The following is a 15,534-nucleotide window of genomic DNA, read 5'->3' on the forward strand; positions in this document are numbered from 1 at the left end:
GCGGTCCAGCGATGATGGCCATCACGGGGCCGCCAGCGGCGCACGCCTGAGGATGGCCATCGCCCTCCTTGACCTCAACCGCGCACGCTCGCGATGGCCATCAAGGAGCCTGCTCGACGAGCTATCAGCCAGCCTGAGCGTCAACACGAGCACGCCAGCGTACTTGACGGTGTGAAAGCGCGGCGGCGGGACGCTGGCCGCGAGGCGGCACAGGAGCGAGAGCGGATCCATGTCCACCGCGACAGTCCCGTCAGCGAAGGCGCGCTTGAGCGAGAGCCGCACCAGGCCGTCCTGCTGCGGCTCGACGCGCTCCTTTGCGATCGGGGGTCGCAGCACGTAACGCAGCAGCGCCTCCCTCGCCGCGGCATGGTGCGCACCGGCGCGCGTCGCTGCGTGCAAGGTGAAGCCATCGAGCGCAGCGCACAGCGGCTTGTCGTACGTGAGCGCGCTCGGAGAGGACGGCGACAGCCCGCGGAGCCATTGCGGGGCGACGACGTGTGGCGCGGCTCTCGTCCTGAGACGGCGGAGGCACAGAGCGCTGCCTCGGGCTCGTCGTCCTCCTCGACGTCGTGCTCGATCTCGAGATGCCCGTGCCGCCGGAGGTAACGGAGCATCCGCCCGACGGCGTGCTCTAGGACCTGACCGACCTCGCGCGTTCGCAGGTGACCGAGTTCGTTCCACACGAGCTCGGTACCGTCTTCGTGATAAGCCCCGTCTAGGAAGACCACGTGCAGATGCGGATTGAGCCGCATGTCGCCGGACGTGCGTTGCACGACGGTCACCGCGCCGCTCTTGACCGCGCCGCACGCGCCTCGGCGCGCACCGCGCTCTTCGTAGAACCGTTCCACGCTCTCGACGGAGATGCGGGTCAGCACGCCGAACAACGCCCCGTCCTGGGCGAGCCTGCGCCGCCACGGAAACGGAAACGTCAACACCCACTGCCGGAGCGCCACCTCGGGCAGGACGTCCTCGATCAGGTTCGCCGCCGTGGCACACATGCGTCGGCCCAGACACGACGGGCAGAAACCGCGTCCTTTACAGCTGAAGGCCACCAGCCGACTCTCTTCGCAGCGCTCGCACTGGAGCCGCGCGAACCCGCGGCAGAGCAGCCCACAGTCGAGGTAGGCTTCGAGCTCCTTCTTCGCGTGCTTGGGTATCCGGACGGCGATGGCGCCGTCGTCGATGGCCCCGTACAGCGTCTCCACGTTGTCGCGCACGATCTCGTAGAGCGTCGTCTTCTCGGGACGACGGCGCTCGTAGACGACGCCCGTGGTGCTAGCCGCGCTGGCCACACGGCGCCGACACCGCACGCCGCACGCCACGCGGTGAGGGCGCGTTTTCGCCGCCAATTTCGACAACCCGCCGGGCTATCGCCCATGGCGGCGCCATGGCGGAGTGGGGGGCCGGCGGGCCGCGACGCTCGCTGCCGCGGCGGCGGAGGCGCTCGCCGAGCCCCCGGCTCGCGCTCGATATGTCGGCGCGCGAGAACGCAGAACGCGAGCGCGCAGCGTTGCAGGAGGAGATCATCCGGGTGCAGCAGAGCCGGCTAGCGGAGCTGTCCACGCCGATGATCCCGATCACCGAGCAGGTGATGGTCATGCCTCTCATCGGAACCATGGATGAGCAGCGTGTCAGGCTCGTGCTTGAATCTGCGCTCTCTGGCGCCGAGGCGCATGGTGCGCGTGCCGCCTCCGCGCCAGCATGCAGGAGCCGCTTCGCCACTCGTTTTCCCACAGCTCCCCGTGGCGTCCGCAGTTCCGCCATGGCGTCGCCATGTCGCCATGCAGCAACGCGGCGAGAGGGTCGTCGCCTGCGCACGCCGCCGCGCTCGCCTCCCGGCACAGGCCTGCTGCTTGCCGGCATCACTTTCCGGATGCTTCCAGGGCGCTTCGGCACGCAACTGCCGCGTGCGGGCGATCCCAGTAGAGCCTGCGGGCACTGGCGAGCGGCAAGGCTCCGGCAGCGAATCGACGCGAGCGGCGGGCTCGACGTTCGGCTTAAGCTTGCTCACCCCTCCGGTGCCACCGGCAGGCCGAGCAGCTGACCGATCGCCTCGTGCACGACCCGGGCTGCCTCCTCATCGCCGAGGGCGACGGCACGGCTCAGGGTGCCGGCGAGCGACGCAACCACGGCGGCTCGAGGCGATGGATCGACCGTCGCGAGTTCCCCGGGCCCAGGGCTCGGCGGTTGGGCCCGGGTTGGGTCCATGCCACCCGAGGGGGTGCGATCCGTCGTCACGCCCCCCCGAAATCCCGCCGAAAGTAACGGATCGCGACGGTTCGCCCCCGCAGCGGAATCCTGGCGGGATTTCTGACCCGCAGATCTAGCCGGATCGCCGGAACAGGTTGAGCAGCCGCCGGAGCAGCCCGGGCTTCTTGGCCGGCGCTTCCGGCGTTGCCGCCTGGTCGCGGCGTACCGACTTGGGCGCGGCGTCGCGGTTCTTCGCCGCGCCGCTGTCGCGGTTCTTCGCCGCGCCGCTGTCGCGGTTCTTCGCCGCGCCGCTGTCGCGGTTCTTCGCCGAGCCGTTGTCGCGGTTCTTCGCTGAGCCGTTGTCGCGGTCCTTCGCTGCGCCGTTGTCGCGGTTCTTCGCTGCGCCGTTGTCGCGGGCCTTCGCCGCGGCGGACGCCCTGGGCTCCTCGCGAGCGGTCTCCGTGGCCTGCTCCGTCGCGCGCTCCGCTGCCCGGCTCGGCGCGGGTTTCGCCGCTTTCTTGCCGGCCCGCGCCTGCACCTTGGCCTTCATCGCCTCCTTGGCGGTGATCGCCGGCTTCTTCTTCTTCGGGAACGCGGGGCTGGGAGGAGGAGGCACCCACGCCGCCTCCCGGCGCGGCTCGGAGGGCGCCGCCGTTTCCGGTGCCGGCGGCGGAGCTGCGGCCGCCTTGCGGGTCTCGGCGCGCTCTGGCTGCCGCGCCGCCTTGCGGGGAGCCTCGGGCCCCTCGCCGGCAGCCGCGCGCTTCGCCGCGGCGCGCTCCGCCTTGCCAGCGCCGCTCGGCGCAGGATCCGCTGCGGCGGCCGCGCGGCGCTCTCGCTTGGCCGCGTCCGGCGCGGCGCGGGGCGCTGGCGCGCGCGTCTGGGCAGCGCCGTCGCGGTCGGCGCCTGACCTTCCGCGGTGGGGCGCCCCCTCCCGCGGCGCCTTGATCCTGTCCGGCGCGCCGCGCTCCGCCGCGCCGCCGTCGCGCGCGCCGCGCTCCGCCGCGCCGCCGTCGCGCGCGCCGCGCTCACCCGACCCGCGCTCGCGGGCCCCACGCTCGTCCGGTCCGCGTTCCCCCGCGCGTGCCGAGCGCCGCGGCGGCGGCTCCTGCGCGGGCGCCGGTGTGCGCGGCCGGCGCATGTCGATGACCCGCGGCGGACGCGTGCGAGCGGGCGCTGCGGCGGCGGGCGCCGTGCCGGCGGACTCGGCAGCGGCGGGCTTCACGTCGGCGGACTCAGCGGCGGCAGGCGCCGTCTCCGCGGCCACCGCTGCCGCGGCTGCGACCGCTGTCGCGGATGCCGCCGCGCCCTCGGGAGACGTCTCCCCGCCGCCCTCCGCCGCCCTTCCGGCGGCCTCGCGGGCCTCCTGGTCCGGCGCGCGCTCCGCGACGGGCTCCGCGCTTTCCGGCCGCCCATCCCCGTTTTCCGCTGTGTTTTGCTCGACCATGGGGCTCCTCCATAGCGTTGTCCGGCGCTCCGCGAAACCGGATCCCTCCGCCTCCCTCGCGCGGCAGGGCGCCCTCGCCCCGCCCCGCGCCCCCGGCGATCGTCGCGTTGATGCTCGCCCCCTCCGCGCGCGCTTGAATCCCCGCGCGTGCCTCGTCGAACATGCGTGTCCCTGTCCGAACCCATGGCCCGGCGTGAGCCACCGCCGACGTTGGCCCGGTCGAGGCGTCGAGCTCCCGTGCCCCTGGTCCACCGTCCACTCGCCTCGCTCGCGCTCGTGTCGGTCCTGCTCGCGCCGCGCGCCCTGCTCGCGCAGCTCCCTTGCTTTCCAGGAACGTGCCCGCCGCCCGCGCCCGCTGCGCCCCCGCGGCCCCCGCCGCTTACGCCGGAGGTCGAGCTCGCGACGCGCGCTCGGCTCGAAGCCGAAGCGCGCCCGCGCCTCGAGCCGCAGGCGCGCGCGACCGCGGCGCAGCAGGTCCACGACGAGCGCCGCCGCGCCTGGATCGAGCGCGGGGTGGAGCGAGAGCCCAACCCCGTACGGATCCGGCTGCCCCTGCTCGAGGTGTCCGCCGCCGGGCGGATGCTCGCCACGTTCGGCAAGGACGCGTATGCGCAGGAGGGGGTCGGCCTGGGCGCGCGCCTGCGCCCGGGCGAGCCGCTCGCGATCGAGATCGCGGCCGCGTACGCCTCGCTCGACGCCGCCGGGGTCCCCCGCGTCGGCGCCGTGACGCTCGAGCCCTCGGCGGTCTTCCTCTGGGGTCGGCGAGACCGCATCGACGTCTACCTGCGCTCCGGGCTCGAGGTGACGCTCCCGTTCGACGACGGCGCGCGGCCGCCGGAGGTGATGCTCGGCGGGCACGCCGGCCTCGGGTTCCAGTTCCGCGCCGCGCGCATCGGGCGCGGCGGGTTCGTGGGGTGGTTCCTGGAAGGGCGCGGGCTCGTCCGCGGCGGCCTCGGCGGCGCGATCTCCGCCATGAGAGGGCCGCACGCCGGCGTGGAGCTCCTGTTCGGCCCGAGCGTGGGGTTCTGATGCGCCCGCGCAGCCCTCTCCTCCGCCTCCGCCGCGCGATGGTCCGCTTCGTCGCGCTCGCGCTCGCGCTCTGCGCCCTCGCCTGGGCGCAGGCGGCCGCGGCCCAGTCGAACCCCTGCGTCCCGCCCTGGTGCATCGGCGGCACCGTGCGGATCGATCCGCCCCCCGTGCGGGTGCAGCCGCCCCCGGTGCAGGTGCAGCCGCCTGCCGTGGATCTGGAGGCCCAGGCTCGCGCCGAGGCCGAGGCCCGCGCCCGCCTCGAGGCGCAGGCGCGCCTCGAATGGGAGGCGTATTACCGATGGGAGGCGCGACTTCGCCTCGAAGCCGAGGCCCGGGTGCGCGCGCAGCTCGAGGCGAGCTTCCTCGCCGAGGAGCGCGCGAAGCCCGATCCCTACCTGCAGACCCCCTCACCCGTGACCCGGTGGGTCGCGCCCAGGCCGGTCACGTTCCCCCGCGTCGAGCTCGGCGTCCTCGGCGTGTGCGTCGGCGTGTGGACCGGCCCGGGGAGACCGGCGCACCTCGGCTATTGTCCGGACGTGCGCGTGCGGCTCGGCCGGCGGTGGGGGCTCGCGCTCGATCCCTCGATCCTGCGGATGGCCCACGGCGCCCTCGACTTCGCGACCCTGGGCGCTCACCCCGCGGCGACCTACTCGTTCGTCTCGGGCAAGGGCAGCCTCACGGGCTCTCACGGCTTCGCGCGCGCGGGGCTCGACGTCTGGGCGCCGGTCACGAAGCTCGCGAGGACGCCCGACGCCCTGCTCGGCGCCCACGTCGGCGCGGGCGCGCACCTCTTCGACGGCTGGTACGGGATGGGCGCCGAGGCGCGCCTGATCGCCCGCCTCGGCGCGGGCGACGGCGGCGATCCGCTCGCCGCCGAGATCGCCGATCTCCGCCTCGGCGCCGAGGTGCGCGCGCACCTCTTGATGATCGGGTTCTGAGCGCGCGCCGCTCGATCCGCGCTCGGCTACTCGCCGAGGTAGGGGACGAGGTTGACGGTCTCGCGGTCGAGCTGGTGAATCCCGAAGCGGCCGGCGGCGAAGAGGACCTCCTCACCGCTCGCCACGAACTTCTCGGGCCAGCCCCAGGTCTGGAAGAACGCCTGCGCCTTCGGCGCCTCGGGCTGCTCGAGGGAGATGACCAGCACGCCGCCGGGCACCTCGAACAGCGCGCGCATGTCGGTGGTGTGGCGCAGCGACGCCCACGACGCGAGGCGGACCGTGGAGAGGTGATCGAACTCGGGGACCGTCGGGTTCTCGTTCTCGTTCTCGTTCTCGTCCTCCGGCGGCGGCGGCTCCTCCTCGTCGGCGAGGGGTGACAGCGTGGTCAGCTTCTGGTTGGGATCCCAGCCGTAGTAAATCCCGTAGGTCGGCTGCCAGATCAGGCTGTGGCTCAGCACCGGCAGCCCGCGGCCGTCGATGGAGATCGCGTTGACCCGGCGGTTCGGGAACTGCTGGTACTCCTGGAGGTACGCGAGCCCCTCGTGCAGCTCGAGCCGCGCGAGCGCCGTCTCGATGAACTGCTGGCCCCACACCCTGTCCCGCGCGTAGATCGACTTGCCCTGGATCGTGAGGATCTCGCCGGGCACGTTGATCCCCGGATCGAGCGCGGGCTGCGTCGGGTTTTCCAGGTTGAGGTGCGTGAGGAAGTACTGCGTGTGCGGGCGCGGATCGTCCGGCGCGCCGATCGAGCGCTTGATGTTGAAGTAGAGCTCCCCGTCGTCGTTGAGGACGTTCACGGTCTCGCTGTCGTCCGGCAGCGAGAGCGCGGGCCTCACGGCCGGGCTGTCCGGATCGGACAGGTCGACCACGCTGATCTCGATCTGAGCCCAGGTGCGGCGCGGCACGTATTCGTAGCAGTACGTCGAGGTGACCCCCGGGATGTCGTTCCGGTCGACCTCGATGGGCGTGCAGGTCGTGTCGGCGCCGGCGTGGTCCGTGCACTCGGCGAACCCGCCGTTGCAGTACTCGTCGTTGCCGATCCTGCGGCACAGCCGCTCGCCGGCGGTGTACGTGCAGCCCTCCTGCCCGAAGCAGGTCGGGTTCTGGACGGCGTTCGTCCGGCACGACCAGCCGACCCCGAGATCCTCGGTGTGGCCGATGACGCGCAGGAAGGCGAGGGCGTCGCGCCCGGCGTGCACGGTCGGGAACGCGCTCCCCCCGCCGTAGTAGGTGCCGATCAAGGGGAGATCGCTCGTGTCGAGCGTGCCCGCCTGACGCGGCGCGGTCGGATCGGACAGGTCGATCACCCGGATATGGGCCACCTTGCCCACCCAGTTCTCGAACGTGGTGGTCAGCGTCACGAGCAGATCGCCCACCTGGTAGAGCTGCGCGTCGATCGGCAGATCGAAGGTGGCCACCGGCTGCTCGAGCTGCGCGACGCCGGAGCTCGGGACGACCTCCGCCTTCAGCTTCCGGTTCTCGTACGGCATCCAGTAGGTGTCGTACGGCAGCTTCACGCGCACGCGGTGGCTGCCGAACGCGAAGACCTTCAGGTAGTCCGGCGCGAGCTCGAGCTGCCCGAGCTTGGTGGGGGCGTCGAGATCGCCCTGCGCGTAGAGGGAGAGGTGCTCGTCGGACACGTTCGCCGTGGCGATGTCCTCGGCGCGGAACGTGCGGCGCACGGGGGTCCCGTGCTCCATCAGGCCGCGGCGGGTCAGCGTCGTGTCCGAGAAGGTGAAGATCTGCACCCCCGAGAACGGGCGCCGGTAGTTGTCCACGACCCTGCTCGCGGAGAACGGGAGCAGCACGAGGCCGGTCTCGGGCTCTCCGGTCGGCGCCACGGCCTCGACGGCGTCGTCGAGCACGGTGAACGCGCGGTGATCCCAGTCGGCCTCCGACCAGCTCCAGCCGTCGGGGGCGCTGTCGACCTCGGCGCGCGCCACGAGCGGGTCCGCGCTGGTCAGGTCGGTGATGTCGTAGAGGCTGGCGGCGAGGCGGCGGCCGTTCTGGTCGTTCACGCCGATGCCGATCAGGCGCGTCGCGCCGAGGACGGGGCGGAAGAAGTTGTTCCACCCCGACACGACGAACTCGCTCTCCTCGGTGACGTTCCCGGCCGGATCGATGGAGAAGGCGTGGAACGGATCCTGTTGCCGGTAGGTGACCGCGAACGCCCTGTCGTCCATGAAGATGGCGCCGTAGAGCGACTGCTCGGCGCCGAAGTCCTCGCTGTCGATCGGCGTGATGTCGTCGCGGTCGGCGGCGTTCCACGTCTCGAGGTAGCTGGGCGCCCCGCTCGCCCACCGCGGGCCGGAGAAGACGCGCAGCATGTCGTCGCGGAAGTCCATGTGGAACTGCGAGCGCACGAAGCTCTTCGCGGTGACGCTGCCGCGCTCCACCATGGATCCGTCGGTGTTCGAGATGTCGATGACCGAGATCGAGCTGGGCTCCTCCGACCAGCTGAAGCGGTTGCGCGCGACGAGGAGCACGTCCGCCTCGGCGTGGATGGCGGTCACGGCGTCGTCGAGCTCGAGCCCGGGGCGCTCGGTCAGCGCGGCGGTGCCGACATCGAAGCTCCTGACCAGGGTCTTGTTGACCCAGTGGAACTGGCCTGGGGCGAACTCCTCGAGCTCCGAGCCGTTCGAGGCGATGTAGAGCGAGGTCTTGCTCGTGCCGCGCGCGAGGCGGCTCGTCATGATGCGGCCCGCGACCGGGTACTGCGACAGGATCTTGGGCGCGGTGCGGTCGGCGATGTCGATGAACAGGACCGTCCCGCCGGTCCGCCGCTCCACGGTCAGGCCATCGGCCTTGAGCTGGTAGCCGGCCCAGTCGTTCAGGAGCACGGCCGCGCGATCGCCGACGACGTACATCTCGACCGGGGTGCCGGCGACCTGGAGCTGGCCGAGGAACTTCGGGTTCGACGGGTCCTGGATGTCGATGACCTGGAGGCCGCGGTAGGGGTTGAGGTTGAGGAGCTGCCCGCCGCCGAGGACGCGGTAGATGTCGCCCTCCTCGATCTCGCGGCTCTCTTCCTCCTCCTCTTCTTCCTCTTCCTCCTCCTCCTCTTCTTCCTCTTCCTCGCCGAGGTAGCCTTCGGTGAAGGGATCGTCGGCCGAGACGAACTCGGTGGGCCCCTCTGGGGTCGCGGGCTCCTCCTCTTCGGGCTCCTCCTCTTCGGGCTCTTCCTCTTCGGGCTCTTCCTCTTCGGGCTCCTCCTCCTCGGGCGGCGGGTTCTCGTTCTCTTCTTCTTCCGGCGGAATCTGCTCCTGCGGATCGGGCTTGTTCTCGTCGCCCCCGCATCCCTGTCCGTACACCAAGAGGAGCGCGGCCATCACCCTGGCCTGCGCTGACAGCACGCCTCTGAATCGAGCTCTCTTCGCCACTGCCTACTCCTCCCTAGTACCTCGCGCGAGGTACGGAGCCTGCGCACATCGATGTGTCCTCCACGGCTGAGCGGCGGTCTGGACGTTCCGGTCCGAGGTCGATGGGATCTCGGTTTCCCGGCGGGCGATCGAGGCGCGTCCGGCACGGCGCGGCCTGCGATTCCCCTGGCGTCCGCGGCCGCGCGCTACCATGAGCCGTGAAGTTGCATTGCACGGATTATCCACGTTCTGGATGACATCCTCAACGCGGAATGCGGTGACGGGACGGAGGCGAAAGCGGATCCACCCGTGACGCACGACGGCATCGGGGCGTATGTTCGTGTGGATTTGGGCAGAGCGGCGCGCCGGGAGTCTCACATGAGGAACGCCGTGCTCACATCGAGCGATAGCGAGCGAGCCTTGCAGTCGCCTCGACCGGTGACGAGGAAGCGACCCAGGACTCCATCCGACCCGTTGAACTCCTCATCATCGCCGAAGCGACGGCCTCCCGACACCCAGGGGTGACCTGCCGCCCCGCCGAGCCCGTTGCGCCGCCGGGCCACTCCGCTGCAAGATGCCCGCGCGCACGACCCCAGCGCCCCCGGCGCGGCCGTCGATCCGCCCCAACTTCCCTCCTTCGGACCTAGCCCCCGCGATGACCAGCGAACCGACCTTCATCGAGAACCCCGTCCTCCGGGGCTTTCACCCCGATCCCTCCATCCTCCGGGTGGGCGAGGACTACTACCTGGCCACCTCGACCTTCGAGTGGTTCCCCGGCGTGCGGCTCCACCACAGCCGCGATCTCCGCCACTGGAACCCCATCGGCTATGCCCTGGACCGCCGCTCGCAGCTCGACCTGCTCGGCAACCCCCGCTCGGGCGGCGTCTGGGCGCCTTGCCTCACCCACGCCGGCGGCGTCTTCTACCTCGTCTACACCGACGTGAAGTCCTGGGGCGGCTTCGTCGACGCGCACAACTACTACGTCACCGCGAGCCGCATCGAGGGGCCGTGGTCCGAGCCCGTCGCGCTGAACCGCGGCGGCTTCGACCCCTCGCTGTTCCACGACGAGGACGGCCGGGCGTGGCTCGTCAACATGGTGTGGGACCACCGCCCCGGCAACAACCAGTTCCCGGGCATCGTGCTGCAGGAGCTCGATCTCGAGCAGCGCCGCCTGGTCGGCGAGCGCCGCTGGATCTTCAGCGGCAGCGGCCGCAGCTGCACCGAGGGGCCGCACCTCTACCGGCGCGGGGACCACTACTACCTCCTCGTCGCCGAGGGCGGCACCAGCTACGAGCACGCCGCCGTCGTGGCGCGCTCCCGCCGCATCGAGGGCCCGTACGAGGTCGACCCGAGCGCCCCGCTCCTCACCTCCGTCCACGACCCGGCCATCGAGCTGCAGAAGGCCGGGCACGGCTGCCTGGTCGAGACCACCACGGGCGAGTGGTACCTCGCCCACCTGGTCGGGCGGCCGCTCCCGGGCGAGCGCCGCTGCATCCTCGGCCGCGAGACGGCGATCCAGCGGGTGCGCTGGACCGACGACGGCTGGCTCGCGCTCGACGCGCCCCGCCCGCCCGCGCCCGCCGTCCGCGTGCCGGCGCCCCGCCTGCCGGACCACCCGTTCAAGGAGCCCCCGGCGCGCGATCACTTCGACCGGGCGGCGCTGGGCGTCGCGTACCAGACGCTGCGCGACGTGCCCGACGAGAGCTGGGTGTCGCTGCGCGAGCGCCCCGGCTACCTGCGCGTCCGCGGCCGCGAGTCGCCCCAGTCACTGCACCGGCAGAGCGTCGTCGGGCGCCGCATCCAGTCGCTCCGCTGCCGCGTCGAGACCTGCCTCGAGTTCGAGCCCGCCTCGTTCCAGCAGATGGCGGGGCTCATGTGCCTGTACGACGACGAGAGCTTCTTCTACGCGCTGCTCAGCCACGACGAGCGCGCCGGGCGCTCGATCGCGCTCCTCGGCAGCGAGCACGGGCGGCTCAGCTGGCTCGCGCGCCCGGTCGCCTGCGCCGCCCCGCGCGTCCACCTCCGCTTCGAGCTCGCCGGCAAGGCGCTCCAGTTCTCGTCCTCGATCGACGGAGAGCGCTTCGACCCGCTCGGGCCGGCGCTCGACGCGTCGCTCCTGTCCGACGAGCGCACCTCGCGTGGCCTGGGCTTCACCGGCGCCTTCGCGGCGCTGTGCGCCCACGACCTCACCGGCAGCGGCCTCCCCGCCGATTTCGACTACCTCGACTACGCGGAGCTCCCGCAGGAGCCCTGATCCCCTCTGGAGCGGTCTTCGCCCTGCGTTACAGAGCGGCGTTCACCCGCACAGGAGACGGGTCCAGCTCGGCGTTTTCGGCGCGGAAGCGCACTCCGGTGCGCTGAGCACCGAAAACGTCGAGGTGGGCCCGTATCCGAAGCGGGTGACCGCCGCTCTAGGCGGCCGCCTCGGCGTCGGGCGCCGGCGCCACGGGCAGGGCCACGAAGAACGTCGCCCCCTTCGAGACCACGCTCTCGACCCAGATGCGCCCGCCGTGCCCCTCGACGATGCGCTGCGCGATGGCGAGCCCGAGGCCCGTCGAGCGCTCGCCGCCGGTGCTGACCGTCCTCGCCCGGCCGAACGGGCGGAACAGCTTGCCGATGTCCTCCGGCGCGATCCCGGGCCCCTCGTCCCGGACCGACAGGAGCACCTCGGTCGCGCTCCCGTCGGCGGTGGGGGCGCTCTCGACCCGGACGCGGATGGTCGTGCCCGGCGGGGAGTAGTGGATCGCGTTGCTGATCAGGTTGTTGAGCACCTGCTCCAGCTTGTGGACGTCCACGTCGACCCGCGGGACGCTCTCGTCGCTCTCGACGACGAGCTTCATGCTCTTCTGCCCGGCCAGCACCATGTTGAGCGCCACGTTCGACTCGACGAGCTGGACGATATCCGTGCTCTTCCGGTCGAGGTTCAGCTTGCCGAGCTCGATCATCGACACGTCGAGCAGGTCGTTGATGAGCGAGAGCATGAACTTGCTCGAGCTCCGGATCATCTGGATGATCTCGACCCCGTCCTCCCGGAGCAGCGACGATTGCTCCCCGCGGCGGTGGGTCATCAGCATGAAGTCGCTGTAGCCCAGGATGACGCCGAGCGGGTTCCGGAGGTCGTGGGCCGCCATGCCGACGAAGCGGTTCTTCTCCTCGTTCAGCCGAACGAGCTCGGCGTTCTTGCCCGCGAGCTCCTCGTGCATCTGGAGGAGCTGCCGGTTGCTCTCCTCCAGCGTGTCGGCGTACTGCTTGAGCTTGAGCTGGCTCCGCTTGTGCTCGATGGCGTAGCGGATCGTGCGCTCGAGGATCTGCGCGTCGAACCGCCCCTTCACGAGGTAATCCGCCGCGCCCGCGCTCATCGCGGCCATGTCGATCTCCTCGTCGCCGACCCCGGTCAGCATGATGATGGGGATCGCGCAGCCGAGGTGGTTCGCCTCGTGCACGACGTCGAGCCCGGTGCGGGCGTCGAGCCGGTAATCGAGGAGGCACACGTCGTAGCCGCCGGCGAGCAGCGCCTCGATCGCCTCGTCCGAGGTGCTCAGCCAGGTGACGTCGTAGCGGGTCCGGGACACCTCGCGGAGGAGCCTGCGCGTGACGAGGTGATCGACCTCGTCGTCATCGACCACCAGGACCTTGATCTCGCTGTCGTTCATCAGGAGCCTCGACGTCGCCGACCCGTCGGTACACCGGCGCTCTCGCGCCGGCGCGCGACGCGCCACGCCGCCCGCGCCGAAAGCCCCGGCGCCGTGGGCATGGTCCCCGTTTTGTTCATCATTGCTTGCGCTTCTGCTCGTCCGCGACGCCCACGAGCGCGCGCGCCAGGGTGATGAGCTGCCCCGCGTCGAACGGCTTGACGAGGAACGCCGAGGCGCCGAGGCGCGACAGGCACTGCCAGTCCGCCGCGCCCCCGGTCCCGGTCGCCACGATGATCGGGAAGTCCCCCCGCGGCAGCTTCCGCACCGCCGCGGTGAGGGCGATGCCGTCCAGGCCGGGCATGTCCAGATCGAACACGCCGAGCGACGGGGGGTTCGCCTCGATGGCGGCGAGCGCGGCCGCGCCGTCGGGCGCGGTCTCGATGACGGCGCCGGGCAGCGCCTGCGCGAGGACGCTGGCGAGGAAGGTGCGGAACGACGGGCTGTCGTCGGCCACCATGACGCGCGTCGTGCGGGCGTACGTCGGCATGGCGCTGCGGGCGTCGAGGAGCGCCTCGCGCAGCGCGTCCGCGCTCGCCATGCGCTGGTCGGGCTCCTTGGCCAGCGCCGCGAGCACCGGCGCGTCGAACGACGCCGGCAGGTCCAGGCAGAGCTCGCTCGGCGGGATCGGCGGCTGATAGGCGTGCTGCATCACCAGATCGACGGTGCTCGTGCTCTGGAACGGAAGGCGGCCGGCGAGCAGGTAGTAGGCGACCACCCCGAGCGCGTAGACGTCGATCCGCGGCAGCAGCGCAGGGTCGAGCTGCCGGCCCAGCGCCACCTCGGGCGCCAGGTACGCCGGGGTGCCGGAGAAGGCGAGCTCGACCCGGTCGCCGCGGGGGATGCGCTTCGCGAGGCCGAGATCGGCGACCACGACGCGGAGGGCCTGGCCGACGAGGATGTTGCTCGGCTTGACGTCGCGGTGGGCGATGCCCGAGGCGTGGATCGCCGACACGCCGAGGCAGGCCTGATCGAGGATGCTCAGCGCCTCGTCGAGGCCGAGCCGGCCGCCCTTGCTGTGGACGTAGGTGTCGAGCGTGACCCCGGGCACGTACTGCATCACGAAGTACGGCGCGTTGACGTACTCCCCGAAGGCGTAGATCTCGACGACGTTCGGGTGGTGGACGCGCGCCATCGCCCGCGCCTCCGCGAGCAGCCGGGCCTGCATCTGCGCGTTGTCGAGCTGCTCCGGCCGGAGCAGCTTGATGGCGACGTCGCGCTGGAGCTGCTCGTCGCGCGCCAGGAGGATGACGCCCATCGCCCCCTCGCCGAGCCGACCCAGAATGCGATAGACCCCTCCCAGTAAAGTACCGTCGGGAGGCACCTGAACGTGGCCTCCGCCCTCGTGCATGCTCGAGCGGGTGGCGGCCAGCGCGAGGTCCTCGTCGCTCAGCGTCGAGCTGTCGCTGTGGTGCTCGACCGGCGGCTCGATCCGCGCGGGGGACCGGTCGCGCACGACGGTGTCGACGCCCGGCAGCGTATCCGCGACGTCGGGCACGAGGGGCGCGGGGGGATCGCCGCCGTTCTCGCTTCCGGAACTGAAGCCAGGCGGGCCGCCCGCCGCATCTGCCATGGAGCGCATGATACGTGCCCTGCTCATGCCTATCAACGAAGAGCGACACGTGCTGCAGCTGCGAAGCGGCGTGCACGCGACGGCCTGTGGACGTGTCGCGGGAGCGTCACGTCCGCCGCCATGGCTGTGCATGCGTCCGCGCGGCGTCAAGCACGATGTCGAGAGTGTGTCGGAATGCCACGCTGCTCAGCGCGGCTGGCCCCTCGCGCGGAGCGGCGCGCGCCAGCATGGCTGGGCCCCTCGCAGGAGGAGCGGCGCCGGGCGGGGCGGCCTCGGCAGCGGCGCTCGCCGATGCGGACTGAGCGGAGCCGCTGGAAAGGATCCTGCGGAAGGGGGCGCGGGGGCGGAAGGCGATGGGCTCGCGGCGCGCGGAGCGATCGGCATAGGCGCGCTGGTCGCGACCGCTCATGACGTGCGCCCGGCGCTCAAGCGGCCCCGATCCCGGCGAGGTAGGCCCGCGCGAGGTGGATGTTGTCGTTCTGCGAAGGGTGGAAGTCGCGGCGCACGTACTCGCGGATACCGCGGAGGAACACGCCCCTCAGCACGGACCTGTGCCTGAGGGGCGGGAGGCGCGCTGTCGTCGCCGCCGCGCGCGCGTCGCGCTCGCGGCGGCGGGGGAGCTCCTGGGCGAGCAGCACGAGCAGGGCGGAGAGCCAGAACATCGACAGCGTGATCGTGGCGACCGCGAAGCCGACGAGGCGCAGGGCGTAGCTCGGGTTGACGAGCTTCAGCACGTCGAAAGCGACGGTCTTGTGCTCGATCTCCTCGGCGGCGTGCCAGAGCAGGAGCTCCCTCGCGGTCGGGTGGGCGAGGTCGAGCGTGCCGGCCTGGAGCGCGTCCTCCGCCATGATCGCTGTGTAGTGCTCGAGGGCCGCGGTGACCGAGAGCCGCAGCTCGGGCGAGCTGACGCGCTCGATGCCGTCGTAGGCGACCCGCTCGTAGGCGCGGAGGAAGCGATCGATCTCGTAGCCCTGCCCGCGGAGCAGGTCGAAGAACCGCTCGTGCGCCTTGGCGTGGTGCCCTTCCTGCCCGAAGAACGCCTTCATCTGGGCGCGCAGCGCCGGGTCCTCGACGCGGTCGGCGTAGCGCGCGACGCTGCGGATGAAGAAGCGCTCTCCCGCGGGGAACAGCAGGTTGACGGCGTTGGCGACGTGGGTCGGCACCATGTGGCCGCCGAGCCAGTGGCGGGTGAGCCCCTGCTCGAACGACACGGGCGGCTTGCGCGGCTTGAGGGGCGCCTTTTCGGTGATCATCGAGCTCTCCTTCCTCGCCAATGCTCCCAGCAGCGCCGGTCGCGGCGCCGCTGGAG

The 15,534-nt window shown here is 71.8% G+C and carries 9 protein-coding genes and 1 pseudogene; 3 read left to right on the top strand and 7 right to left on the bottom strand.

Annotated elements, in window-relative coordinates:
* Nucleotides 1–21 precede the first annotated feature (21 nt).
* The 3 genes and pseudogenes from WME83_RS13405 to WME83_RS13415 form a co-directional block, all read right to left on the bottom strand.
* Entirely contained in the window at nt 22–681 is a 660-nt protein-coding gene (locus WME83_RS13405) for a transposase (protein WP_437321996.1), read from the bottom strand.
* Nucleotides 597–1,322 (bottom strand): annotated as a pseudogene (locus WME83_RS13410) (transposase zinc-binding domain-containing protein); the annotation flags it as partial. The gene WME83_RS13405 and the pseudogene WME83_RS13410, both read right to left, overlap by 85 nt.
* A gap of 1,001 nt (nt 1,323–2,323) precedes the next feature.
* Entirely contained in the window at nt 2,324–2,806 is a 483-nt protein-coding gene (locus WME83_RS13415; protein ID WP_437319667.1) for a hypothetical protein, read from the bottom strand.
* Nucleotides 2,807–3,871: 1,065 nt separating this feature from the next.
* Here WME83_RS13415 and WME83_RS13420 point away from each other — a divergent pair.
* Both WME83_RS13420 and WME83_RS13425 read left to right on the top strand, forming a co-directional pair.
* Nucleotides 3,872–4,663, top strand: a complete 792-nt coding sequence (locus WME83_RS13420; RefSeq protein ID WP_437319668.1) for a hypothetical protein — start codon at nt 3,872–3,874, stop codon at nt 4,661–4,663.
* Nucleotides 4,663–5,601: a hypothetical protein gene (locus WME83_RS13425; protein ID WP_437319669.1), complete on the top strand. Its 939-nt coding sequence runs from the start codon at nt 4,663–4,665 to the stop codon at nt 5,599–5,601. Before WME83_RS13420 ends, WME83_RS13425 begins: the two co-directional genes overlap by 1 nt.
* A gap of 26 nt (nt 5,602–5,627) precedes the next feature.
* On the opposite strand, the gene WME83_RS13430 is transcribed toward WME83_RS13425, so the two are convergent.
* Entirely contained in the window at nt 5,628–8,954 is a 3,327-nt protein-coding gene (locus tag WME83_RS13430; RefSeq protein ID WP_437319670.1) for a beta-propeller domain-containing protein, read from the bottom strand.
* Nucleotides 8,955–9,615: 661 nt separating this feature from the next.
* On the opposite strand from WME83_RS13430, the gene WME83_RS13435 reads away from it, so the two are divergent.
* Nucleotides 9,616–11,214 (top strand): glycoside hydrolase family 43 protein, encoded by a 1,599-nt coding sequence (locus tag WME83_RS13435; protein ID WP_437319671.1) that lies wholly within the window; start codon nt 9,616–9,618, stop codon nt 11,212–11,214.
* A 157-nt stretch (nt 11,215–11,371) separates the two neighbouring features.
* Here the strand turns inward: WME83_RS13435 and WME83_RS13440 are convergent, their stop codons facing one another.
* The 3 genes from WME83_RS13440 to WME83_RS13450 all read right to left on the bottom strand — a co-directional run bounded on the left by WME83_RS13440 (nt 11,372) and on the right by WME83_RS13450 (nt 15,478).
* The gene (locus WME83_RS13440; RefSeq protein ID WP_437319672.1) at nt 11,372–12,613 is read right to left on the bottom strand and encodes an ATP-binding protein; all 1,242 of its coding nucleotides are present in this window, start codon (nt 12,611–12,613) and stop codon (nt 11,372–11,374) included.
* A gap of 118 nt (nt 12,614–12,731) precedes the next feature.
* Complete coding sequence (locus tag WME83_RS13445; RefSeq protein ID WP_437319673.1) at nt 12,732–14,234, bottom strand: protein kinase domain-containing protein; 1,503 nt, start codon at nt 14,232–14,234, stop codon at nt 12,732–12,734.
* 416 nt (nt 14,235–14,650) lie between these two features.
* Nucleotides 14,651–15,478 carry a metal-dependent hydrolase gene (locus WME83_RS13450; protein ID WP_437319674.1) on the bottom strand — a complete coding sequence of 276 codons (828 nt, stop codon included), beginning with the start codon at nt 15,476–15,478 and terminating at the stop codon, nt 14,651–14,653.
* Between the last annotated feature and the right edge of the window lie 56 nt (nt 15,479–15,534).

The organism is Sorangium sp. So ce385 (assembly GCF_051474135.1).
GTDB classification, from domain to species: Bacteria; Myxococcota_A; Polyangia; order Polyangiales; family Polyangiaceae; genus Sorangium; species Sorangium cellulosum_D.